Below are 22856 nucleotides of genomic sequence, written 5' to 3'. Positions count from 1 at the left end.
CAAACCAACCGACGGAGCAAATGATGAGCAAGATCGACAAAGTGCTGTACACGGGCAAGACGCATACGACTTCCGGGGGCCGCGACGGCGCCGCGCGCAGTTCCGACGGCCGCCTCGACATCCAGTTGTCGTCGCCGGGCAGCGCCGGCACCGGCACCAACCCGGAGCAACTGTTCGCGGCCGGCTGGTCGGCCTGCTTCATCGGCGCGATGCAGCTTGCGGCGCGCGCCGCGAAGGTGACGCTGCCGGCCGATCTCGCGGTCGACGCCGAAGTGGATCTCGGCACGGCGGGTAACGCGTACTTCCTGCAGGCCCGGCTGAACGTCAGCGTGCCGGGGCTCGAGCGCGACGTCGCGCAACGCATCGTCGACGCTGCGCATCAGACCTGCCCGTATTCGAAGGCGACGCGCGGCAACATCGACGTCGACATCCGGATCGCCTGAGCGTTGCACCGGGCGGCCGAGCGCCGCCCTCCCGAATTCCCGATTCCTTCTCCATCGAGGTGAAAAAAATGAAAGTCCAACTGATCGCTGCCCTTCTCGTTGCTGTTTCGTCTGCCGTTGCCGCTCCGGCGTTTGCCAATGAAGCCACCGTGACGCGTGCGCAGGTACGCGCCGAACTCGCGCAGCTTCAACACGTCGGCTATCCGCTGAACCGCGCGACCGACGCGACTTACCCGAACGATCTGCAAGCCGCGCTGACGCAGATCCGCGCCGACGATGCCGTCGCGGCCAACGCACCGGCGGCCGGCTACGGCGGCAACGGCGACACCGCGACGCAATCCGGCCGCCGGCACGTCGCCAGCGTGGCCGAGCGCTCGGTGTACTTCGGTCACTGAGCGCCCGCACGGTACGTGAACCTGATTCCCTTTATCGCTGATTCCATTTTGTCGAGGTGCATGATGAAAACCCGCCTGATCGCTGCCCTTCTCGTTGCCGTTTCCGCTTCCGCCGCCGCACCGGCGTTCGCCGACGAAGCCGTCGTGTCCCGCGCCCAGGTACGCGCCGAGCTCGTCCAGTTGGCACAAGCCGGTTATCGGCCGGGCCGCGCGAACGATCCGCACTACCCGGACGATCTGCAGGCCGCATTGACGCGCATTCACGCGAGTCCCGCGGTGGCGGCCGATACGTCGGCATCCGGCTACGGCAGCGATGCCGCCGCTGTTACGCAGTCGGGCAGCCGGCCGGCGACGCGAATCGCCGAACGCTCGATCTACTTCGGTCATTGAACGAACGCGCGAACGACGCCGATAGTCGGCGTGTGGTGCACAACTCCCGAATTCCCGAATCCTGTCGAGGTAAATGATGAAGACCCAACTGATTGCCACCGTTCTCGTTGCCGTGTCGGCCGCCGTCGCCGCGCCGGCTTTTGCAAGTGAAAGCACCGTCACGCGTGCGCAGGTGCGTGCGGAACTGGCCGCGCTGCAGCAAGCCGGCTACCAGCCGAATCGTCCCAACGATCCGAACTATCCGGACAATATCCAGGCGGCGCTGAACCGGATTCGCGACCACGGTGCCGTCGCGGCCGACACGCAGGCAGCCGGTTACGGCAGCGATGCCGGCGGCGCCACGCAGTCCGGCAGCCGCAACACGGTGCGCACCGCCGAGCGCTCGATCTATTTCGGCCATTGAGCGCGGTACGGCGAATTCGCTCGCCGACTTCCGCCATATAAAGCGCATGCGATGTAATCGCGTGCGCTTTTTTATTGGTATTGTCCCGGACCGTATCGCCAGCGCTACCCGTTCGCCCTGTCCGGGATTATTCTGTGCGGCTCCCCATCTTCCACCAAGGAGCCGCCGATGCCGGACGCCATGACCGGAAACGCGACAGCCGATGCGCACGTGCTCGACCGGGTCGTCTGGCATGCGCTCACGGGCAGGCAGCGCCGCTTTGCGCTTGGCGAGGGTCGCGCGCGGCGGTTCCCGACGGCCATCGCGCCGTTTGCCGCGATCGACGACACGAGCCCGGCGTCGTTCGACGCGCTGTGCGAGCTGATCGCCACACACGGGCCGGCGGCGCTCGTCACGCCGGACGAGATCGAGGCGCCGGCGAGCCTGTCGGCGATCCGGCGCGCGACGTTGCTTCAAATGACCTGGCAAGGAACCTTGGACGCGGCGCACGAAGCGGAACCCGTTCCGCTCGGCGCAGCCGACGTGCCGGACATGCTCGCGCTGACCGCCGCCGCGCAGCCGGGCCCGTTCGGCCCGCGCACGTTCGAGCTTGGCCACTACATCGGCGTGCGCAGCGAAGGCCGGCTGGCCGCGATGGCCGGCCAGCGGATGCAGGTCGATGGGTATACCGAGATCAGCGCCGTCTGCGTGGACGCCGCGTTTCGGCGGCAAGGGCTGGCCGCGCGGTTGGTCCGGTCATTGATCGCGACGATCGGCGCGCGTGCGGAGACGCCGTTCCTGCACGTCCTCACGACGAACCAGGTGGCGATCGAGCGCTATCTCGCGCTCGGTTTCGTCGTCCGTCGCGAGATGCACCTGCTGGTGCTGGGCGACGCGCACACGTGACAACGCAGCCGGCGCGATTCCCGCGCCGGCCGTTGGCCAGGCCTGAGCGTTCTTATGCTTCGGTCGACCGGATCAGGTTGCCGCGCAACGTGACGATCGCCTTCTGCACCTTCGCGAATTCGTCCGGCTTCAGCCCGGTGGCTTCGACGAGGTTCATGTCGAGCCCCTTCTCGCGCACGCGGCGGCCGCTTTTCGTCAGGCTGACGAGCACCTGGCGTTCGTCGGACGGATCACGGTGCCGCTCCAGGTAGCCCATTGCCTCGAGCTTTTTCAGGATCGGCGTCAGCGTGTTGGATTCGAGGAACAGCTTCTCGCCGAGCTGGCCGACGGTCTGGTTGTCCTGCTCCCACAGCGCAATGATCGTGATGTACTGCGTATACGTGAGGCCGAGCTCGTCGAGGATCGGCTTGTACGCCTTGCCGAACGCAAGGTTCGCCGAGTAGATCGCAAAGCACAGGAACTCGGACAGCTTCGGCGCGGCGGGCGACGGGGTTTCGGTCGGTTTCATGGACTTCCTCCAGCGACGCGAACGGTCGCAGACAACCGCATTATATATCGCATGCGATCTTATCGGAAGCATGATAATCGGTCTCGATCGGCTGACGCGCGCCGCGCTCGATCAGCCCGGCTCGCGGCGCTTGCGGGTTGGCTGACGGCTGACCGACAGCAACGTGCACTGCACCGGATGCGCGATTTCGGTCGCGAGCCCGCCTGCGGCAAACAGCAGGATCATCAGCCAGCGTTTCATGCGTCCTCCACGACCGAGAGGCTCGCCCCATCGGCGATCGTCGCGTCGAGCGCATAGGGATCGACGCCGTCGAGGCAGCCGAGATTGACGCGCCAGCATGCCGGGTCCTTGCGGGTCTGGTGGAACGGATAGACGCCGCACCGGCTGCAGAAATAGTGACGGGCCGTGTGCGTGTTGAACTGATAGCAGGTCAGCGCGCCCTCGCCTTCGACGATCGTCAGGTTGGCGGCGGCGAACATCGGGCTCATCAGCGCGCCGCGCCGGCGGCACAGGCTGCAGTTGCAGCGGACGGCCGGCGCAATGGCCGCCGTGACTTCGAACTTGACGGCCCCGCAATGGCAGGACCCTTTGAACCAGGTGGCAGACATAACGGGCTCCGAAAGAGGTCATGCCTGCTTTATAGCGAAGCCGCGCGCGGGCGTTGTATCGCACTGTATCCGCGCGCGGCGCGGATACAGAACATTGCACATCCGCGGCAGGCGGTCAGTCCAGCACGTGCTGCATCCGCTCGATTGCCGCCCGCGTTTCGCGTTCGAGCGCCGCGAACAGCTCGGCCGCCGGCAGCGCGCGGACCAGCGGCGCCGCCTGCCCCGCCCATTGCGCGCCGTAACCGAATTCGCCCTGCGCTTTCGCGGCCGCATGCAGCGCCTTGCCCGCATCGTAGGCGATCGGATACGCGGGCGTGGCCGGCGCGCGCGGGTCGTCGCCGAGCGCGGTCAGCCGGTTCGCGATGCCGCGCGCGACGCGGCCCGAGATCGCGCGCGTGAACGTGGTGCGGTGCGCCGCCTCGCCGAGGATCGCGCGGCGGTAGCCGTCGTCGATCGACGTCTCCGGGCACGCGACGAACGCGGTGCCGAGCTGCGCGGCCTGCGCGCCGAGCGCGAGCGCGGCGGCAATGCCCGCGCCGTCCATGATGCCGCCGGCGGCGATCACCGGCAGCGCGCATTCGCGCACGATCAGGCGCGTCAGCGCGAACGTGCCGAGGCGATCGTCGTGCGCGGTCGAATCGAACACGCCGCGATGCCCGCCGGCTTCGATGCCCTGCGCGACGATCGCGTCGATGCCGGCGGCGGCAACTTGGCGGGCTTCGTCGAGATTCGTCGCCGTGGCGAACAGCGTGATGCCCGCGCGCTTGAGCGCGGCGATCACGTCAGCGGACGGCAACCCGAAATGGAAGCTGACGACCGCCGGCTTTTCCTCGACGAGCATCGCCTGCATCGCGTGGTCCGCGACGAAGCTCGTGTAGATCTCCGACAGCGATGCAGGCGGCGTCGCGCCATACGCGCGGAACGCGGGGGCGAGCCAGTCGAGCCACGCGCGCTCGACGGCCGCGTCGGCTTGCGCCGGACGGTGGCAGAACACGTTGATGTTGAACGGCCGGCCGGTGAGCGCGCGCGTGTCGCGGATCATCTTGCGTGCGCCGTCGGAATCGGTTGCGCCGACGCCGAGCGAGCCGAGCCCGCCCGCGTTCGAGACGGCGGCGGCCAGCGCCGGCGTGCTGACGCCGGCCATCGGCGCCTGCACGATCGGCGCGCGGATGCCGAGCGTGCGCAACAGGGTTGCCCGGCGGTCGGTCGGTTGATGCATGGTGCTGGTCTCCTGGTGGCAGCCGAAATGCCGGCCGCACGTATCGCATTGCCGGTTTCATCCCTAGAATAGCGGACGGCGAAACCGCGTCCAAGGCCGTCACCGTGCAGCGTTCGTCGAACGCTTCACCCGACATTCATGCGGTTTGGCCGAATAATGAACAACACCATTACACCATCCATGAAAAGAAGAACATTTCTCGCGCTGCCCGCCGTGGCGGCGTCCGGCATGCTGGCCGGCTGTTCCAGCGCCGACCTGGGGCCCGTCACCCATCGCCTGATGAAGGACCCTGAATACCGGGAAACGCTCTCGGCGTTCCTGATCAGCGCGGACGGGAAAAAGCTCGTCGTGATCGGCAAGCAGTATCACTACATTTTCGATGTGCCGCCGGCCCTCGCCGTCAACCTCACGGCACCCTACCGTCCCAAGTTGTATACCGACTTCGACGATTTCGAGACGCACGGCGATACGATCTCCGGGCGTTACGTGCTGCGGCTTGCGCGCGAGGATGCGCCTCCCGGCTCCGAGCTTCGCGAGCGTGCGCTCGCGGACGGTTTCAAGGACCAGCGCCACCAGTTGACGGAGAGCGGTACGATCAGCGGCAAGCGCTACCAGCCGAACGACGTCACGCCGTCGTCACTCCCGCAGGCGTTCAATCACGAGTATGACGTCAAGGTCATCGAGCGGCCATCGGTACTCGGCAAGGGCGCCAAGCTCGCCCTGTCGCCGATCACGATGGCGGCGGACGGCGCGCTGGGCCTGCTTGGCCTCGCACTGTTCCCGATTGCGTTGACGGCCTTCATCGTCATCGCGAGCTGAGGGGAATCCACGATGACATCCCCTGCACGACAACTGCTCCGGATCGGCTGCGCGGCCGCTTGCCTGGCATTCGCGCAACACGCCGTGGCCGACGACGACTGGGACGCCGCCCGCCAGGTGCGCACTTCCTGGGTATTCGCGTCGATGAAGGAAAGCGACGTGCGGCCGACGCTCGATCGCGCGCTGAAGGACCAACTGCGCTGGGCCCGTCTGCCCGGCAACGCGCCCGATGACGGCGCGTTCCGCTGCACGAAGCTCGCGGTGCCGCCGCCGTCGGCCGCTGCGCAGGCGGCGTTCGACGCGGCGCCGTCGTCGCGCGGTCGCGATGCCGACAAAGCGTACGCGAAAGCCGCGTCGCTCGGCGCGTGGCGCGCGGCGGCGCGACTCGTCAACAGTTCGCTAGAGGACGAGGATTGGGAAGGCGCGCAGCCGGCGGTCGCGTGGCTGCTCGCGCATCATGTACCGGCCGGATACAACAAGCTCGCGGACGTGATGCAGGCGATGTCGGGCTACGACGGCGAAACGCCCGGCGAACGCGTGAGGGGGATGATCGCGTCGTTGCGCTGGCGCGCGGCGCGTGAAGGCGATCCGGTCGCGCAGATGGAGATGGCCGATCTGTTCGAGAAGCTCGGCGACAGCGAGCGCGTGGCCGCGCTGCGCGCGTGCGCGACGCAGCAGAATCCGGAACTGAAATGAGGTGCGCCGCCGGTACGCCGCGATGACAGGCGGCGTACCGGCGTGCACGACGACATCGCCCGTCAGACTTCGTAGCGTACCGCATGCGCTTCGGTCGGCAGCGGCAGATCCCAGCGCAGCAGCATCGCCTCGAGCGCCCGGTTCGTCAGCGACGTGTCGCGCCGCGCATTGCGGCGCAACAGTTCGGCGCGCGGCCGTTCGAGGTACACGAGCGTCACGTCGGCGCCGTATGCATACAGCAGGTCGAGCGTCTTCTTGCGCATCAGCGGCGACAGGTTCGTCGCATTCCACACGAACGGCCGCCGGTCGCGCAACAACGCCTTCGCTGCATCGACCGCATGGTGCGCGACCGCGCCCTCGTTGCGACCGTGACGCAGTCCCAACGCATCGCGCGCATCGTCGAACGACACGACCGGCAGATCCGGATGATGCCGCGCGACCCACGTGTTCTTGCCCGATGCCGGCAGGCCCGCCATCACGACGACCGGCGAGCCCGGCGTGCGAAACAGCGGATAGTCGGGATGCACGTCCGCGCCGCGGAAGTAGCTGAGTGCGGTATGCGCGTCGGCGAATGCACGCGGCTGGCCGTAACAGCCGTCCTCCCGCGCCAGTTCGCGCCACAGCTCGATATTGTCGAGCACACGCTGCGTGTCGTTGCAGATGCGCCCGCGAATGTCGGCTTCGGCGAGCAGGCACAACAGCGGCAGGCTGACCTGCCACGACAGCTCGCGCGCGATGAACTCGGGCGTGCCGCGGCGCGAGCCGCTCATCGCGAAGAACGGCACCTGGTGCACGGCGATCATCCGGCAGATGGCCTCGCGCACCGCGAACGGCACGCCGGCATCCCACAGCGCGATACGCGCGTCGATCGCCCCTTTGCGCGAGTGGCCGGGATGACCGATCGCACCGGTGACGGGATCGACGGCCGTCGTGCTCGACTTGGCGATGTCGTGCAGCAGCGCGGCCAGGAACACGATTTCCTGATCGGCGCGCGACGCCGTCCGATAACCGGGCAGCGCGAGCAATGTATCGATCACCATCATCGTATGCGTCCACACGTCGCCTTCGCCGTGATGCGCGGGCTCCTGCGGGGTGGTTTTCGCGTGTTCCAGCGCGGGGAACGCCGCGAGGCATGCGCGATAGTCCGGCTGCCGGCCGGGCGCAGGCACGAGCGCCTGCAGATGTTCGTACTTCATGATCGAGACTCCTGTCGAAGCGGCAGGCGGCCGCTTCGCATTCATTGGTTCGGATGCGCAGCCGGGCTCGGCCCCCACGTCACCGTCGGACGCGGTGCATACAGGTCGACACCCGGCGCGAGCAGGTTCGGGATGAACGGCTGCTCCGAGTGATGGCGCGCGGAATCGAGAATCGCCTGCACGAAATCGTGGCGCACCCACTTCAGGCGCGCGGTCGTCGTGTCGTCGGTCTCGATCTTCACGTAGAGCCCTTCGGACTGCTCCGACTTGTCGCACTGCTGCCACGCGCGCGCGAGGTCGAGCCCCTGCCGTCGCACGGTGTGCTCGAACGCGCGACGCCAGTCCGGCGTTTTTGCGAGCGACGGGCCGAGCAGCGCCTTGAGGTCCGCGAGCCGCGCCGGCGCCACGCCCTCGTACAGCACGGGCACCGACAGTACGGGGCCGTCGGCGAGCAGCGCGCGCCGCGCAGGCGTCGACAGGAAGCGGCCGGTCGCGCGGTCGAACACGTCGAATTCGAAAAAATGATGCGGCAACGCGTCGTAGAACACCGCGTGCTTCTTGCTCATCGTCTCGCCGTACATCACGTAGCGATCGCCGAGGCGCTCGAGCAGCCAGCCGGCATGGGCCGCCGCCCACGTCTTCACGAAGCCGAACTGCCGCTCGCGGCCGCCGCCGGCCAGATAGTGGCCGCGCGACTGCAACAGCAGTTCGCCTGCCGGGCTGAAGCTGATGCCCGTGTTCGCACCGTCGAGCTTTTCCTCGACGACGAGGTGCGCGCCCGCGAGGGCGCGATAGGGAACGTGGTCGTGACCTTCGTCGCCATCCTGCAGGCGCGAACCTTCAAGGTGCGGCGTGCGCGGGTAGCGTGCAAGGTCGAGCGATTGCGCGTAGGCGCGAAAATCCAGCGTCATGGTCTTTCTCCGGAAACAGGGAAAAAGCCGACGACGTGAACGAACGGACAGGAGTGCGTTGCGGTGTCAGTGCGAGTCCGGCCGCGGCCCTGCGATCACCGTTCCGGCGCGATGGCGCGAGCGGAACCGGGCAGGACGACGCGGCCGGGATGGCAGTCGTCGGCGTATCAGGCGAAGGGACGAATGATTGCGGGCACTTGGATCACCGATTCGATGAGGGTTCAGGGATAAAGCAGGCGGATGCTACGAAACGGTTCCGGCGGTGTCAAGCACGACCGGACGAGTCGGTTACGGCCTTTCGAACGCGTTGAGCGCCTGCTGCGACGCGCCGCACGCGTGATCGATGCATGAATGATCCGGAATCCTATGTGTATGTTTTTCGCCACATCGGGTGCCGAAGCGATCGCCGGCATCGTGCCGTTCGCTTGCTGCGGCGGCCACGCAACCGACGTCATGGTTTTCCCGGCCCGCAGGATGGCCCGGGGGGCCCATCGTTTTCGATACGCCCCCGCCCGCCACGCAGGCTGCAACGGCCTGCCGGGCGAACACGGTCTGCCGCGGCCGCCCGACCCTTTCTGCTCAGGAAAGGACGCTTGAAACATCCGCAATTATCACGTGCCGCCGATTTGCCCACCATGTGTCGGACGATCGGCGCAGCCGGCATGACCGGCGCTTGCACGAGTCCGGCGATGCGTGCCGTCGCGTCGCGCGGCCGGCGCGTGACGCCGGTCGCGAACGGCCGGGCCCCGCGCCCCGGCATATCGATAATCAGGAGACACGATGAACAGCCAATCCCTCGACCTCGACGGCCATGCCGGCGGACCTGAATCCGCGCGGCCGCCGGCCGCTTCAGCAGGCGCCGGCGCCGATGCAGCGGCCCTTCCCGGCCGCCGCGTCACGCTCGGCGATTTCATGGACGATCTGCCGGTCGGTGCGCTGCACCGGTTCGTCGTCTGGGTGATCGGCATCGGGCTGTTCTTCGACATGTACGAGATCTTTCTCGTCAGTACGATCGGCTCCGCGTTGCAGCACGAATACGGGCTGAGCCGGCAAAGCGCCGATTTCAAGCTATTGCTGGCGTCCGCGTTCATCGGCATGTTCGTCGGCGCGATGTGCCTCGGCAGCCTGGCCGACCGTATCGGCCGGCGCAAGGCGTTCCTGCTCACGCTCGGGTGGTACAGCGCGTTCTCGCTGGTCGGTGCGTTTTCGGTGAACGCCGACATGCTCGTCGCGTGCCGGTTCCTGACGGGCATCGGCGTCGGCGCGATCTATCCGGTCGCCGACAGCTTCCTGTCCGAAATCCTGCCGAAGGACAAGCGCGGGCGGCTCGCGGCGTGGGCCTACACGACTTCGTATGTCGCGGTGCCGCTCGTCGGCTTTCTCGCGCTGTGGCTGAACCCGCTGCAGGTGGCGGGCGTCGCCGGGTGGCGCATCATCCTCGCGATCGGCAGCCTCGGCGCCGTGTACGTGCTGTTCGTTCAGCACCGGCTGCCGGAAAGCCCGCGCTGGCTGCTCGCGCAAGGCCGCACGGCCGACGCGCACGCGGCGCTGCGGCGTTTCGCGGATAGCGCCGGCGTGCGCGTGCCCGAACACTTCGCGGCACCGGTCGAGCCGCAGCGGCCGCTCGGGCTCGGCGAGCGCATCGCGCTGCTGCGCCGCCAACCGTACGGCGCGCGCTACGTGATGCTGGCGATCTTTCACCTGCTCCAGGGCTTCGGCTATTACGGATTCGGTACGCTGGCCGGCACGGTCGTGAAAAGCCGCGGTTTCGACGTGACGGACAGCACGCTGTTCATCGCGCTGTCGTTCATCGGTTACCCGATCGGTTCGCTGCTGTCGATTCCGCTGCTCAACTGGATCGAGCGCCGCACGCTCGTGATCGTGTCGATCCTGTCGATCGCGGTGTTCGGGCTGTGCTTCGCGTATTCGGGCAATACCGTGCTGATCGTTGGCTTCGGATTCCTGACGACGTGCGCGTCGAACGTGTTCAGCAACGCGTATCACGTGTACCAGGCCGAGATCTTCCCGGCGCGCGTGCGCTCGACGGCGATCGGCAGTACCTATGCGCTGTCGCGCATCGTCAGCGGCGCGCTGCCGTTCGTGCTGCTGCCGGTGCTCGGCCACTACGGCGCGGGCGCGATGTTCGGCGTGATCTCGGTCGCGCTTGGCATCGTCGCCGTCACGCTGCGCGTGCTCGGACCGCTGACCACGCGGCGCAGCCAGGACGACATCAATCCGGTTTGACGCGGCGACCGGCACGGGGGCGCTCGAAGGCGTGCCCCCGTGCGTCGCCGTTTCATGCATTCACCGCGCCGACATGAAATCGAACAGCTTCGCGACGTCGGTCGTCAGCACGGTGCCGGCTTTCACGCCGACCCACAGCGTGCGCGTCGCCCACGCGTCGTCGAGCTTCACGACACCGAGCCGCGCCGCGCGTTCGCCGGTCACCGCATCGCGCGGCAACACGCCGATGCCGAGCCCCGCCTCGATCATCCGGCTCACACCGTCGAAATTCGATACCTGGATCCGCAGCTTCAGCGAGCGCTCGGCCGCGAACGCGGCGTCGGTCATGCGCGCGAGCAGCGAGCTGCCGTCGCTCAAGCCCACGTAGTCCTCGTCGAGCGTATCCGCGAAGCGGATGCCGTCGCGCGCGGCGAACCGGTGCGTGCGCGGCACGAGCAGCACGAGCTCGTCGCGCCGGTAGAGCCGCCGTTCGATGCCGGGCGCCGGCACGTTGTCCGCGAATACGCCGAGATCGGCCTTGCCCGACGCGAGCGCGTCGACGATCTCGTGGCTCAGCCGCTCCTCGAGGCTGACCTTGATGCCGGGGTTGTCGGTGAGGAACGCGGCGAGATCGGCGGGCAGGAACTGGACGATCGCGGACGTGTTGGTCCAGACGTGGATATGGCCGCGCACGCCGGCGACGTAGTCGCTCATCTCGTGCGCCATCCGGTTGACCTGCTCGATCACCTTCGCCGCATGATCGAGCAGTGCCCGGCCCGCGGGCGTCAGCTCGACGCCGCGCGCATGCCGGACGAACAGCGCGCTGCCGGTCACGCTTTCGAGTTCGGCGATGCGCTTGCTGACCGCGGACAGCGTGAGCTGGCCGTGTTCGGCCGCCTTCGTCAGGCTGCCGTGCTCGGCGACGAGCGCGAACACGCGCAGCGACTGCAGATCGAAATGAAGCGGGTTCACCATGTCGTGGAATCCTGGAAGGCCGTGCGGGGGACGCCGTCATCGCGCCGGCCTGACGCCGATCATACGCCCGGCCGTGCGCATGCGATACGGCGCGGCTAACGCGGCGCGATGGCGTGCAATGCGGCGAGCATCGCGCCGTCGGGTGTCGCGAGATCGTCGAGCACCGCGAAGTGCTGCATGCCGGGCAGCCACGTGCGGGCGATCCGCTCGCCGGCGGCTTCGCACGCCGTCGCGTATTCGTCTGCCTGCCGGACGAGTTCGGGCAGTTCGGCCTCGCCGACCGCCACGACGGTCGGGGCGCCGGGCCCGATGTGATGCAGCGGACTGTATGCGTCGACTTCGTGCGCGGTGAGTTGCAGCTTGTCGTTCAGGCAGCACAGTGCGATCGGTTCGAGATCGACGAGCGGGCTGATCGCAAGCGCCGACGCCACGGCCGGGTGCGCGCGATGCATCGCCGTCAGATGGCCGCCCGCCGAATGGCCGCTCAGATGGATCGGCCGCCCCGCGATGGCGAGGCCGTCGCGGTCGGCCGCGAGATGGTCGAGCAGCGCGCCGATCTCGCCGACGATATCGGTCATCGTCGCGACCGGCGCGAGCGTGTATTCGGCGAGCACGACGTCGTAGCCGCGCGCGAGCGGCCCGCTCGCCGCATACGCGAAATCCTCTTTCGTGCAGTGCTGCCAGTAGCCGCCGTGGATGAACACGAACAGCGGCGCGTCGGGCTGCCCGCACGGCAGCCAGTCGAAACGCTGCGTGGGTTGCGCGCCGTAACGCAGGTCGCGGCGGCCGGGCGTCGCTGCGTACAGCGCCGCACTGCGCGCCTGGCATGACGCGAGCAATGCGGGGAAATCGGGAACGGCCTTCGTGTTCAGGTACGCGGCGTCGAGCGCCGCGCGGTCCATGCCGCGATAGAGGATCGTCATTCGGGAAGTGCCTGGATCGGGTTGCGGATGCGCGCGGCACGGTCGTCCCGAGCGCGCGGCGAAGGCGGCGGCCAGGCCGACGCCGTTGCGCCATTATCCGCAGCGCGGCCGCGCGCGGCTATCCGGAATCGGCGGGCGCGGCGCGTGCCTGTCCGCTTTCGGCGAACGAATATGGCGGCATGCGCGCAACCGCATCCGGCAGGTCAGATCGGCTCGGAGATTTCGATCAGGTTCAGGTCGGGATCGCGCACGTAGATCGAACGGATCTTCTGCGTCGCGCCCGTGCGTTCGACGGGCCCTTCGACGATCGGCCAGTCGACGCGCCGCAGGTGCGCGATCACGTCGTCGAGCGGCACCGACGCGATGAAGCACAGATCGAGCGCGCCGGGCACCGGCACATGCGCTTTCGGCTCGAACTCCGCGCCGCGCACGTGCAGGTTGATCTTCTGGTTGCCGAACCGGAACGCGAGCCGGCCCGCGCCGAAGGTTTCGAGCTGCATCTGCAGCACCTCGGTGTAGAAATGCCGGGTCCGTTCCGGATCGACGCAGGTCAGCACGAGATGATCGAGGTGGTCAATCAGCGCCATGGAATTCGCTCCTGTTCCTGTGGTGGTTCACGATTCACGAGAAAGCGCGTTGCGCGGGCATGTCGCCGGCGCCGGCGCCGGCGCACGGCGGCGGATGAAGGTCCGAGCGGCGGCCGGCCTTCAGGATCTGGCTCGGCACGTCGTGCCCGATCAGCGCGGGCAGCCGTGCCGACGCGGCGAGCACAGCCGCGAGGTCGATGCCCGTATCGTAGCCGTCGAGCTCGAGCATGTGCACCAGTTCCTCGGTGCACGCGTTGCCGGTCGCACCCGGCGCGTACGGGCAGCCGCCGAGCCCGCCGAGCGACGCGTCGAAGCGGTCGATGCCGGCGTCGAGCGCCGCCAGCGTGTTCGCGAGCGCCATCCCGCGCGTGTTGTGGAAGTGCAGCGTGAGCTGCAGCGCGCCGAAGCGCTCGCGTGCGCGGCGGGACAAATCGCGCACCTGCGACGGGAACGCCATGCCGGTCGTGTCGCACAGCGTGAAGCCGTGCACGCCGAGCTCCGCGAAGCGCTGCATCCACGCGAGCACCGTTTCGGCCGGCACGTCGCCTTCCATCGGGCAGCCCATCGCGGTCGACAGCGACACGTTGATCGCGACACCCGTGCCGCGCACGGCGTCGATCACGTCGCGCAATTGCGCGAACGACTGCTCGCGCGTCATCCGCAGGTTCGCGCGGTTGTGGCTCTCGCTCATCGACATCACGAGGTTCACCTCGTCGACACCGCACGACAGCGCGCGCTCGGCGCCGCGCACGTTCGGCACGAGCACCGTATAGACGACGCCCGGTGCGCGCGCGATGCCATGCATCACGGCTTCCGCGTCGCGCAGCGCGGGAATCGCCTTCGGCGACGTGAACGACGTGACCTCGATCTTCGCGTAGCCGCATGCGCTCAGCGCGTCGACGAGCGCGATCTTGTCGTCGGTGTCGACGAATGCCGCTTCGTTCTGGAAACCGTCGCGGGTCGCGACTTCGTGGAGATGGAGTCGGTGCGGATGCAGGTTCATGTCTTCGTTCCGGTGGCCGTTTCAGATCACGCCGCGCGTGCGCCAGTCGTCGCGCGTCGCCGCGTCGATGCCGAGCGATTCGAGTACCGCGTCGGTATCCGCGCCGAGCGCGGGCGCCGGCCGCTCGATGCGTCCGGGCGTCGCGTCGAGTTTCGGCACGATGCCCGGCACCAGCACCGGCGTGCCGTCGGGCAGCGCGGCGTCGACGATCATGTCGCGCGCGCGGTAGTGCGGATCGGCCGCGATGTCGGCCACGTCGTAGATGCGTCCGGACGGAATGCGCGCGTCGTTCAGCGCGGCGAGCACGTCGTCGAGGTCGTGGCGGGCGCTCCACTCGCCGATCGCCGCATCGATGCGCGCCACCTGCGCGACGCGTCCGTCGTTGTGCGCGAGCGCCGGATCGTGGCCGAGATCGGGGCGGCCGATCAGTTCCATCAGGCGCCGGAAGATGCTGTCGCCGTTGCCGGCGATCAGCGCGTACTTGCCATCGCGGCAACGGTACGCGTTGGTCGGCGCGATGCCCGGCAGGCTGCTGCCGGCCGGCTCGCGCACCGCGCCGAACGCCGCATATTCGGGCAGCAGGCTTTCCATCAGGTTGAACACCGATTCGTACAGCGCGACGTCGACGACCTGCCCCTTGCCGCCCTGCTGCTCGCGATGGCGCAACGCGAGCAGCACGCCGATCACGCCGTGCAGTGCCGACAGCGAATCGCCGAGCGAGATGCCGACGCGCACCGGCGTGCGGCCCGGCTCGCCGGTCAGGTGGCGCAGCCCGCCCATCGCCTCGGCGATCACGCCGAAGCCGGGGCGGTCGCGATACGGGCCCGTCTGCCCGAAGCCCGACACGCGCAGCATCACGAGCCCCGGGTTGATCGCGGACAGCGCGTCCCAGCCGAGCCCCCAGCCTTCGAGCGTGCCGGGCCGGAAGTTTTCGATCAGCACGTCGGTGTCGGCGACGAGGCGGCGCACGACGTCCTGCCCTTCGGGCGTGCGCAGGTCGAGCGTGAGCGAGGTTTTGTTGCGCGACTGCGCGGCCCACCAGACCGACGTGCCGTCGTGCAGCAGCCGCCATTTGCGCAGCGGATCGCCGACGCCGGGCGGCTCGACCTTGATGACGTCCGCGCCGAATTCGGCGAGCATCCGGCCCGCGAACGGCCCGGCGATCAGTTGGCCAAGCTCCAGCACGCGGATGCCGTCCAGGGGGCGTGTCATGACTGTCTCCGATGAAATCGTGTTGTCGATGACGGCGATCATGACCGCGTTCGCGCCCGGCGAAAATCGATCGATGGTCAACCCGCCTTTCCGAAACGGAAAGGTGCGCGTTGGCGCGAGCACGGCGGCGGCCATGTGCGAGGCGTCCGCCTTTCCTGGCGGGAAAGCGCGCTCGCGCAACGGTCAAACGACGGCGCGCGCGCCGCCGGCACAATCGATGCCGTTCCGCGCCACCGGCGCCTGCCAGCGAGACCCGCCATGTTTTCCGTTTCCTTTCCCGCGAAGATCGTGTTCCTCGACCGCGCGACGCTGTCGCCGCAGACGGTGCTGAAGCCGTTTCCGTTTCCGCACGCATGGCAGACGTTCGACCGGACGGCCGCGCACGAAGTCGCGGCGCGCATCCGCGACGCGGACATCGTCGTGACCAACAAGGTACGGCTCGACGCGGCGGCCCTCGCCGGCGCGCGGCAGTTGCGGATGATCGCGATCGCGGCGACCGGCACCGACATCGTCGATCTCGATACGTGTGCGTCGCGCGGGATCGTCGTGAGCCATATTCGCGGCTATGCGGTGCGCACGGTGCCCGAGCACACGTTCGCGCTGATCTTCGCGCTGCGCCGCAGCCTCGTCGCTTACCGCGACGCGGTGCGCGCCGGGCGCTGGCTCGACAGCGGACAGTTCTGCTTCTTCGATCATCCGATTCGCGACCTGGCCGGGTCGACGCTCGGGATCGTCGGCGACGGCGTACTCGGGCGCGCGGTGGCCGCCATCGCGCGTGCGCTCGACATGCGGGTGCTGTTCGCGGCGCACGGCGACGCAGCGGGTGACGGTCATGTACCGCTCGACACGCTGCTGCGCGACAGCGACGTGATCACGCTACACTGCCCGCTCACGCCCGCGACACGGCACCTGATCGACGCGCACGCATTCGCGCGGATGGCGCGCCGGCCGCTGCTGATCAATACCGCGCGCGGCGGGCTCGTGGACGAAAGCGCGCTCGTCGACGCATTGCAGTCGGGGCAGATCGCGGGCGCGGGGTTCGACGTGGTCACGCAGGAGCCGCTGCCGGCCGCGCATCCGTTTCACGCGATCCTGTCGCATCCGGCGTTCATCCTGACGCCGCACGTCGCGTGGGCGAGCGACGAGGCGATGCAGGCGCTGGCCGATCAGCTGGTCGACAACGTCGCCGCGTTCGTCGACGGCGAGCCGCGGCACGTCGTGTGACACGTACGAACGGAACGGCCCCGCTCGATTGCTCGAAGCGGGGCCGACAGGATGCGGGGCTGCTCACGCCAGCGACTCGGCACGTAACGGGTTCGTGCATTCGCGCTGTCTTGCTGCGGGTTTCCGAATACGTGACGAGACGACTTCAGGGTATTCAGACCGGCAGTGATGTCGCGCAGGTCCGAAAAGCGGAAAGCACGCTCAGTAAGCGGACATCTCGACGCAAGGATCGACCTTGGACGGCGAGCAGATGACCGAGTACTTCGCGCTCTCGCGCATCAGCGCTTCGCCTTCGTGCAGCGCGATCTTGATCTCGGGGTGACGCTCGTACGCAAGGAAGGCCGAGCACACGACGGCGGACATCACGACGAGGGAAAACACAAATTTTTCAAGGGTTTGGAAACGTTCAGGCATGATGTGGACCTTTCTCTCAGCCCGTAATTATACCTTGAGATAAGGGTTTTCCCTATAACCCTGCCCGCATACCGAGGATGCGTTCAAACGAGATGGAACCGAAGATTGCGCCCTTTTTTCAGGACATGCGGCCGGGGCGGCCGGCAAGGCCGAGGCGGGCTGCTCGAGGACGAGAAAGCGGCTTGCCGCCGGCGCGTTACCGGCCCGCTGCGTCACGTCACTCCGACGCCGACGCACCGCTCGCCGCGTTGCCGGGCCACGCCTTGCCGATATGGTCGATCAGCGACTTCGCGGTACCCGTCACGAGCGCCGCGTCGACGCCCGACGTCTGCCACGAACCGTCGGCCGCCTTCACGAAGGTCAGGTTCGCGCGCGACGGCGAGTAATCGGCGTTGCGCCACGTGACCACGACGTCGCACGAATACGTGCGATCGCCGAGCTTCTTGCAGTCGCCGTCGGGTTTCGCCGACACGACGTCGGCCGATACGGGCAGCGGCTGGCCGAACAGCGCGTTCAGGCCGCCGTGGTTTTCCGCTTCGAGCGCGCGGCGCACGGCGGCGTCGACGTCGCTCGATCCGGGGCCGTCGTGAAGCAGGTTACAGGCGGCCAGCAGCGTCGAGGCGCCGGCGAGTGTCAGCAGCGTATGAAACTTCATGGATATCCGTCGATCGGGTGAACGCCGCGTAGTCTGCAACGTCCCCGGGTCGTGCGCGGTATCCATTTGTAACCAATTGCACGCTGCCCGGCGGCCCGGCGCGATCGTGCGACGCCCTCGCCTACTGCCGCTCCTGCTTCACGCGGCTCACGAGTTGCGTCGGACTGACGAACTGCAGCGCGATCACGACCCATACGAGCGTGATGGCCATGTAGATCATCGCCATCGCGTCGATCGACTGCGGCGCGCGCACGCCGGTCGAGAACACCGCGTAATACAGCGCGACGACGAGCGTCTGCGTGCTCGGGCCCGCGGTGAAGAACGTCAGCTCGAACATCCCGATCGTGCGCACCAGCACGAGCAGCCCGGCCGCGAGCATGCCGGGCACCAGCAGCGGCAGCAGCACGTAGCGGAAATAGCGCCACGTGTTCGCGCCGAAGATGCGCGCGGCGGCTTCGAGGTTCGGATCGATCTGCTCGATGAACGGCGTCATCACGAGGATCACGAACGGCAGCGCCGGCACGAGGTTCGCGAGGATCACGCCCGGCAGCGTGCCCGCGAGTCCGATCTTGTACATCACGGTCGCCATCGGAATCCCGTACGTGACGGGCGGCACCATCAGCGGCAGCAGGAACACCAGCAGCGCGAAGCGCTTGCCGCGGAACTGCACGCGCGCAAGCGCATACGCGGCCGGCACGCCGAGCGCGATCGACAGCAGCACGACCGCGCCGACGACCTCGACGGTCACCCACAGCACGCTCGCGAGCTGGAAGTCTTCCCACGCCTTCGCATACCAGCGCAGCGTGAAGCCCTGCGGCAACGGCGTGCCGAACCAGCGCGTCGCGACCGAGTTCACCGCGACGGTCGCGATCAGCAGCATCACGTTCAGCAGGAAGAACGCCATCAGCCCCCAGACGAGCGCCTTCCATGCGCGGCCGGCAAGGTGGTTGCTCATCCGCTGCGGTTTTCCGGTGTCGACGGGCCGCGCGTCCGGCGCATCGTGTTTCGGCGGCCACGTGCGAGCGGCATGATTGTCGGTCGCCATCAGCCCTTGCCTCCCGTCACCGCGCCCGTATAGAAGAAGCGGCGCGCGCCGAGCATCGACGCGACCACCAGCAACTGCACGAAACCCATCACGATCGCGATCGCCGACGCGAGCGAATAGTCGTAGCTTTCGAACGCGGCTTCGGCGGCCGCGATCGAGATCACGCGGGTCGGCCCGGCGGGCGCGCCGAGCAGCACGGCCGACGGAAACACCGAGAACGCCTGCACGAACGACAGGCACGCGGCCATCGTGAGCCCCGGCACGAGCAGCGGCAGGTAGATCTGCCGGAACTGCTGCCACGGGTTCGCGCCGAGCGTCGCGGCCGCGCGCGCGAGCGTCGGGTCGATGCCGCTGATGTACGACAGCATCAGCAGGAACGCGAACGGAAAACCCGACACGATCAGCGACAGCAGCACGCCCCAGTAGTTGTGCGTGAGGCGCACTTCGTCGGTGTACAGGTGCAGCCCCTGCAGCGCCTGCGGGAACCAGCCGTTCGGCCCGAAATACGTGAGCATCCCGTCCGCGACGAGCACCGTGCCGAGCGTGACGGGAATCACGAGCAGCGTCGTGACGAATTTCTGGTACGGCGAATTGCGGCGCAGCGCGAACGCGACGGGCACCGCGATGCCGACGTTGAGCAGCGTCGCCGGCACCGCGAGCTTCAGCGTGACGAGCACGGTCGGCCACATCGCGGTGTCGGTGAAGAACTGCACGTAGTTCGCGAGCGCGCCGCCGCCGTTCGTCGCGTTCGTCGGCTGGAACGACAGCACGAGGCCGTACGCGAACGGATAGATGAACAGCGCGGCGATGAACGCGAGCGCCGGCGTGACGAGCCAGGCTTTCGCGTCGCGCGGCGCGCCGCCGGTCGCGAGCGTGCTCATGCGGCCTCCGGGCGCGACGTCGCCGCGCATGCCGGTTGGCGCAACCCGGTCATCGGACGTCTCCCGCATAGACCAGCGTGCGCGCCGGCGCGACGCGCAGCCGCAGCGGTTCACCTTCCGTGAACTCGCCGGCCATACGGGCCCAGACCGCACCGAACGGCGTGATCGCGCGGATCAGCGAGTCGCGGCCGCCGTATTCGACCGTCTCGACGGTCGCGTCGAACGTGTTGTCGGCACCGGCTTCCGCGCGCTCGATGTCGTCCGGACGCAGCGCGACCACGACCTCCTTCGCGTCGAAGCCGGCCATCGGCACACCGGTGAGGCGCACGCCGCCCGACGTGACGTTCACGTAATCGCCAGCCATTCCTGCGAGCGTAAACGGCAGCACGTTGCGATAGCCCATGAAGCGCGCGACATGCAGGTTGTGCGGGCGCGTGTAGACGTCCTTCGGCGACGCGACCTGCTGCACGACGCCCTCCTTCATCACGACGATGCGGTCGGCCATCGACAGCGCCTCGTCCTGGTCGTGCGTCACGTAGATCGTCGCGCGTTCGAGCTGCGTGTGGATGCGGCGGATCTCCGCGCGCATCTCGATGCGCAGTTTCGTGTCGAGGTTCGACAACGGCTCGTCCATCAGCACGAGCGGCGGCTCGATCACGATCGCACGCGCGATCGCGACACGCTGCTGCTGCCCGCCCGACAATTGCCCGGGCAGCTTGCCCTCGTGGCCGACGAGTTGCACCAGCTCGAGCGCCTGCTGCGCGCGCCGCCGCGTTTCCTGCTTCGGCACGCCGCGCATCTTGAGGCCGAAGCCGACGTTGTCGAGCACCGACATGTGCGGAAACAACGCGTAGTTCTGGAACACCATCCCGAAACCACGCCGCTCGGGCGGCAGCACGTCGATGCGCACGTCGTCGAGCCAGATGCCGCCGCGCGTGAGCGGCTGCAGCCCGGCGATGCAGTTCAGCGCGGTCGATTTGCCGCAGCCCGACGGGCCGAGCAGCGCGATGAACTCGCCGCGCCGGATCTCGAGGTCGAGCCCGTTCAGCGCGGCGACCTGCGCGCCTTCCGTATTGGTGAAACTGCGGCATACACCGTCGAGCCGCAACCGTTCGAAACTGTGCTTCATTGCGCGAACTCCATCGACGCGGGCGCCGCGGCGCCCGCCGGTTCAGGCGTCATTTCGATTTTTGCGACCCGATCTCGCGATCCCATTTCTGGAACGCGGCGACCATCGCCTGCGCGTTGAGCGGCTGCACGTGCGGACGGTCGGCGAGCAACTTCGCGTATTCGGGGCGGCCGAATTTCCTGATCACTTCCTGGCTGTGGGCGGGCGCCATTTCGAGCGTCACGCCCTTCACCGCCGGGCCCGGATAGAAGTAGCCGTCGTCGTAGGTCATCGCCTGCTGCGCCGGTTCGAGCAGGAAGTTCATCAGCTTGAACAGCACGTCCAGTTTTTCCTTCGGCACCCCCTTCGGGATCACCATGTAGTGCGCGTCGTTTACCCACGTCATGTTGTCGAACGCCTGGATCTTGAATTCGGCCGGCACGATGCCGAGCGCGCGCGGGTTGAGGTCCCAGCCGGTGACGGTCACGGTCATGTCGCGCGTGCCTTCGCCGAGCTCCTTCATCACCGCCGACGTGCCGCCCGGGTAATACGGCACACAATCGTTCAACTGTTTCAGGAACGCCCAGGTCTTGTCCCAGCCGTTGATCGGGTCTTGCGGATTCTTGTCGCCGAGCACGTACGGCAGCCCCATCAGGAACGTGCGGCCGGGGCCCGAATTCGCCGGGCGCGCATAGATCAGCTTGTTCGGGTGCGCCTTGCACCACGCGAGCAACTGGTCGGGCGTCTTCGGCGGGTCGCTGACCTTCGCCGGGTTGTATTCGAGCAGCGGGCCGGCCGGCATGTAGGTGACTTCGAGGCCATAGCCCTGCGCGAGATCCTGCATCTTGCGCGGGCCCGGCGCGTACTTGTCGAGCACGCCGGGGAGCGCCCCCGCGTTGTCGGGCAGGAGCTTTTGCCACAGGTTCTGCTCGATGCCGGCGGCCAGCGCGTCGGTGCCCGTCAGCACGAGGTCGATGTCGGAGCGCCCCGCCGCCTGCATCGCCTTGATCTTGCCCGGCAACTGCGGCGCGGGCGCATTCGTGAACGTGACGTTCGACACGAGGGTCGGGTTCTTCTCCTTGAACGCCTCGATGGCCTTCTGCGTGAGCTGCAGGTTGCCGGCCACGTCGACGATGTTCAGCGATACGGGGGCCGCCACGGCCGCGGCGGCCGACAGCGTGAAGCCCAGGGCGAGTGTGATCCGGCGGACACGGCGAGCGATCGGGGTGGTGTTCATGTCTCCTCACTTCGGTCGGTGGATGGGACCTTTCTTGTCAGGAAATCATGACGGCGTTATACGATGTCGGTCAACAAAAAACCACGGATTGCGGGGCGGGACTTTCCCTGACAAAAACCTTCCGTTTGTTAAGGAATTGTGTGGCGACCGGCTTGCCGGGGACCACGGGGTCGCGTGGTGCGGCGTGTTAAGACGTCGTACCTCAGCGCGTGGCGAAACGGTATCGCGTCGGGTCGCCTGGCGCCCAGGGCGGCCCCCGGCAGGCGCGCGCCGCCCCGGTCGGGCCGGCGCACGGCGGATGGATCTTCCGTCAGGCCGCGCCAAGCGTCGCCACTTCCCCGATCCACCGCTCCGCATCGTGCCACTCGCCGTAGCCGGATGCCGGGTTCAGGTGCCCGACCTCGCCGAGATCGACGAGCCGGCTGCCCCACCCGGCCGCCAGCGTCTCGACGCGTTCGAAGCGCGCGAGCGGATCGTTGCGGCTCGCGGCGACGATGCTCGGAAACGGCAGCGGCCCGGCCGGCACCGGGGTCCAGCCGTGCGCGGCGAGCGCGCCGGGCGTCGGATAGCCTGCGGGCATCGGCGTATCGAGATCGGCCGGCGCCGCGAGCAGCGCCCCGTGAATCGCGCGAGTGGCCTGCCGCGCCCAGTGCACGACGATCATCACGCCCGCGCTGTGTGCGACCAGCATCACCGGCCCGTCGATCGCGGCCAGCACCGCATCGAGTGCCGCGACACGCGCGGCGCGGCTCAGCTTGTCGGTGTCGAGCGGCGCGACGGAGCGTGCGTTCGGCAGACGTCGTTCGAGATGCGTCTGCCAGTGGTCTTCGACGTGATCGCGCAAGCCGGGCACGATCAGGATGGTGGGAGCGGTCGCCAGGGTCATGCAGCCTCCA

27 protein-coding genes are annotated in these 22856 nt (G+C 68.0%); 9 read left to right on the top strand and 18 right to left on the bottom strand.

Annotated features, from left to right (window positions below; translation table 11 throughout):
* The first annotated feature begins 23 nt into the window (after positions 1 to 23).
* The 5 genes from DFS13_RS09090 to DFS13_RS09070 all read left to right on the top strand — a co-directional run bounded on the left by DFS13_RS09090 (position 24) and on the right by DFS13_RS09070 (position 2516).
* On the top strand, positions 24 to 443 hold the full coding sequence (locus tag DFS13_RS09090; RefSeq protein WP_034201940.1) for an organic hydroperoxide resistance protein: 420 nt from the start codon (positions 24 to 26) through the stop codon (positions 441 to 443).
* Positions 444 to 511: 68 nt separating this feature from the next.
* Positions 512 to 838 (top strand): DUF4148 domain-containing protein, encoded by a 327-nt coding sequence (locus DFS13_RS09085; protein WP_034201757.1) that lies wholly within the window; start codon positions 512 to 514, stop codon positions 836 to 838.
* A 63-nt stretch (positions 839 to 901) separates the two neighbouring features.
* Positions 902 to 1228 carry a DUF4148 domain-containing protein gene (locus DFS13_RS09080; protein ID WP_034178614.1) on the top strand — a complete coding sequence of 109 codons (327 nt, stop codon included), beginning with the start codon at positions 902 to 904 and terminating at the stop codon, positions 1226 to 1228.
* 73 nt (positions 1229 to 1301) lie between these two features.
* Positions 1302 to 1631 (top strand): DUF4148 domain-containing protein, encoded by a 330-nt coding sequence (locus tag DFS13_RS09075; RefSeq protein WP_006493913.1) that lies wholly within the window; start codon positions 1302 to 1304, stop codon positions 1629 to 1631.
* Positions 1632 to 1799: 168 nt separating this feature from the next.
* Entirely contained in the window at positions 1800 to 2516 is a 717-nt protein-coding gene (locus DFS13_RS09070) for a GNAT family N-acetyltransferase (RefSeq protein ID WP_111441658.1), read from the top strand.
* 52 nt (positions 2517 to 2568) lie between these two features.
* Here the strand turns inward: DFS13_RS09070 and DFS13_RS09065 are convergent, their stop codons facing one another.
* The 4 genes from DFS13_RS09065 to DFS13_RS09055 form a co-directional block, all read right to left on the bottom strand.
* Positions 2569 to 3024: a MarR family winged helix-turn-helix transcriptional regulator gene (locus tag DFS13_RS09065; protein ID WP_006482257.1), complete on the bottom strand. Its 456-nt coding sequence runs from the start codon at positions 3022 to 3024 to the stop codon at positions 2569 to 2571.
* Between the two features lie 111 nt (positions 3025 to 3135).
* Positions 3136 to 3264, bottom strand: a complete 129-nt coding sequence (locus DFS13_RS40795) for a hypothetical protein (RefSeq protein WP_006497248.1) — start codon at positions 3262 to 3264, stop codon at positions 3136 to 3138.
* A complete protein-coding gene (locus DFS13_RS09060) occupies positions 3261 to 3632 on the bottom strand; it encodes a GFA family protein (RefSeq protein WP_006482256.1) in 372 nt (123 codons plus the stop codon). Before DFS13_RS09060 ends, DFS13_RS40795 begins: the two co-directional genes overlap by 4 nt.
* 115 nt (positions 3633 to 3747) lie before the next feature.
* Positions 3748 to 4851 carry a nitronate monooxygenase family protein gene (locus tag DFS13_RS09055; protein WP_111441657.1) on the bottom strand — a complete coding sequence of 368 codons (1104 nt, stop codon included), beginning with the start codon at positions 4849 to 4851 and terminating at the stop codon, positions 3748 to 3750.
* Positions 4852 to 5007: 156 nt separating this feature from the next.
* On the opposite strand from DFS13_RS09055, the gene DFS13_RS09050 reads away from it, so the two are divergent.
* A complete protein-coding gene (locus tag DFS13_RS09050; protein ID WP_230204645.1) occupies positions 5008 to 5670 on the top strand; it encodes a 5-formyltetrahydrofolate cyclo-ligase in 663 nt (220 codons plus the stop codon).
* 12 nt (positions 5671 to 5682) lie between these two features.
* Complete coding sequence (locus tag DFS13_RS09045) at positions 5683 to 6366, top strand: hypothetical protein (RefSeq protein ID WP_062910628.1); 684 nt, start codon at positions 5683 to 5685, stop codon at positions 6364 to 6366.
* Positions 6367 to 6428: 62 nt separating this feature from the next.
* Here DFS13_RS09045 and DFS13_RS09040 read toward each other — a convergent pair whose 3' ends face one another.
* Together DFS13_RS09040 and DFS13_RS09035 are read right to left on the bottom strand one after the other, a co-directional pair.
* Positions 6429 to 7562, bottom strand: a complete 1134-nt coding sequence (locus tag DFS13_RS09040) for an AAA family ATPase (protein WP_111441656.1) — start codon at positions 7560 to 7562, stop codon at positions 6429 to 6431.
* 41 nt (positions 7563 to 7603) lie between these two features.
* Positions 7604 to 8473, bottom strand: a complete 870-nt coding sequence (locus tag DFS13_RS09035) for an RNA ligase family protein (protein ID WP_048986528.1) — start codon at positions 8471 to 8473, stop codon at positions 7604 to 7606.
* A gap of 780 nt (positions 8474 to 9253) precedes the next feature.
* Here DFS13_RS09035 and DFS13_RS09020 point away from each other — a divergent pair.
* Entirely contained in the window at positions 9254 to 10717 is a 1464-nt protein-coding gene (locus DFS13_RS09020; RefSeq protein ID WP_048986529.1) for an MFS transporter, read from the top strand.
* Between the two features lie 60 nt (positions 10718 to 10777).
* Here DFS13_RS09020 and DFS13_RS09015 read toward each other — a convergent pair whose 3' ends face one another.
* From DFS13_RS09015 to DFS13_RS08995, 5 genes are all read right to left on the bottom strand, one after another.
* Positions 10778 to 11671 carry a LysR family transcriptional regulator gene (locus tag DFS13_RS09015; protein WP_006483569.1) on the bottom strand — a complete coding sequence of 298 codons (894 nt, stop codon included), beginning with the start codon at positions 11669 to 11671 and terminating at the stop codon, positions 10778 to 10780.
* 95 nt (positions 11672 to 11766) lie between these two features.
* Positions 11767 to 12594, bottom strand: a complete 828-nt coding sequence (locus tag DFS13_RS09010) for an alpha/beta hydrolase (protein ID WP_069352072.1) — start codon at positions 12592 to 12594, stop codon at positions 11767 to 11769.
* A gap of 203 nt (positions 12595 to 12797) precedes the next feature.
* Complete coding sequence (locus DFS13_RS09005) at positions 12798 to 13181, bottom strand: VOC family protein (RefSeq protein WP_006497257.1); 384 nt, start codon at positions 13179 to 13181, stop codon at positions 12798 to 12800.
* Between the two features lie 34 nt (positions 13182 to 13215).
* Positions 13216 to 14184: a hydroxymethylglutaryl-CoA lyase gene (locus DFS13_RS09000; RefSeq protein WP_111441655.1), complete on the bottom strand. Its 969-nt coding sequence runs from the start codon at positions 14182 to 14184 to the stop codon at positions 13216 to 13218.
* Positions 14185 to 14205: 21 nt separating this feature from the next.
* Positions 14206 to 15396: a CaiB/BaiF CoA-transferase family protein gene (locus tag DFS13_RS08995; RefSeq protein WP_059723760.1), complete on the bottom strand. Its 1191-nt coding sequence runs from the start codon at positions 15394 to 15396 to the stop codon at positions 14206 to 14208.
* A 258-nt stretch (positions 15397 to 15654) separates the two neighbouring features.
* Here DFS13_RS08995 and DFS13_RS08990 point away from each other — a divergent pair, with 258 nt between their 5' ends.
* Complete coding sequence (locus tag DFS13_RS08990) at positions 15655 to 16620, top strand: D-2-hydroxyacid dehydrogenase (protein ID WP_058901472.1); 966 nt, start codon at positions 15655 to 15657, stop codon at positions 16618 to 16620.
* A 201-nt stretch (positions 16621 to 16821) separates the two neighbouring features.
* On the opposite strand, the gene DFS13_RS08985 is transcribed toward DFS13_RS08990, so the two are convergent.
* The 7 genes from DFS13_RS08985 to DFS13_RS08955 all read right to left on the bottom strand — a co-directional run bounded on the left by DFS13_RS08985 (position 16822) and on the right by DFS13_RS08955 (position 22846).
* The gene (locus DFS13_RS08985) at positions 16822 to 17034 is read right to left on the bottom strand and encodes a hypothetical protein (protein ID WP_006497261.1); all 213 of its coding nucleotides are present in this window, start codon (positions 17032 to 17034) and stop codon (positions 16822 to 16824) included.
* A gap of 217 nt (positions 17035 to 17251) precedes the next feature.
* Positions 17252 to 17689, bottom strand: a complete 438-nt coding sequence (locus tag DFS13_RS08980; protein WP_006497262.1) for a hypothetical protein — start codon at positions 17687 to 17689, stop codon at positions 17252 to 17254.
* Between the two features lie 121 nt (positions 17690 to 17810).
* Entirely contained in the window at positions 17811 to 18734 is a 924-nt protein-coding gene (locus DFS13_RS08975; protein WP_058901471.1) for an ABC transporter permease, read from the bottom strand.
* Positions 18734 to 19615 (bottom strand): ABC transporter permease, encoded by an 882-nt coding sequence (locus DFS13_RS08970; protein ID WP_006483578.1) that lies wholly within the window; start codon positions 19613 to 19615, stop codon positions 18734 to 18736. Before DFS13_RS08970 ends, DFS13_RS08975 begins: the two co-directional genes overlap by 1 nt.
* Positions 19616 to 19664: 49 nt before the next feature.
* Positions 19665 to 20744: an ABC transporter ATP-binding protein gene (locus tag DFS13_RS08965; RefSeq protein WP_060211466.1), complete on the bottom strand. Its 1080-nt coding sequence runs from the start codon at positions 20742 to 20744 to the stop codon at positions 19665 to 19667.
* Between the two features lie 49 nt (positions 20745 to 20793).
* Positions 20794 to 21960, bottom strand: coding sequence for an ABC transporter substrate-binding protein (locus DFS13_RS08960; protein WP_048986534.1), 1167 nt, complete (start codon positions 21958 to 21960; stop codon positions 20794 to 20796).
* Positions 21961 to 22270: 310 nt separating this feature from the next.
* Entirely contained in the window at positions 22271 to 22846 is a 576-nt protein-coding gene (locus DFS13_RS08955; protein WP_111441654.1) for an alpha/beta hydrolase, read from the bottom strand.
* Between the last annotated feature and the right edge of the window lie 10 nt (positions 22847 to 22856).

Origin of the sequence: Burkholderia sp. 28_3, assembly GCF_003253915.1 — a bacterium.
Classification (GTDB): Bacteria; Pseudomonadota; Gammaproteobacteria; order Burkholderiales; family Burkholderiaceae; genus Burkholderia; species Burkholderia cenocepacia.
This window is presented reverse-complemented; position numbering and strand designations above follow the sequence as displayed.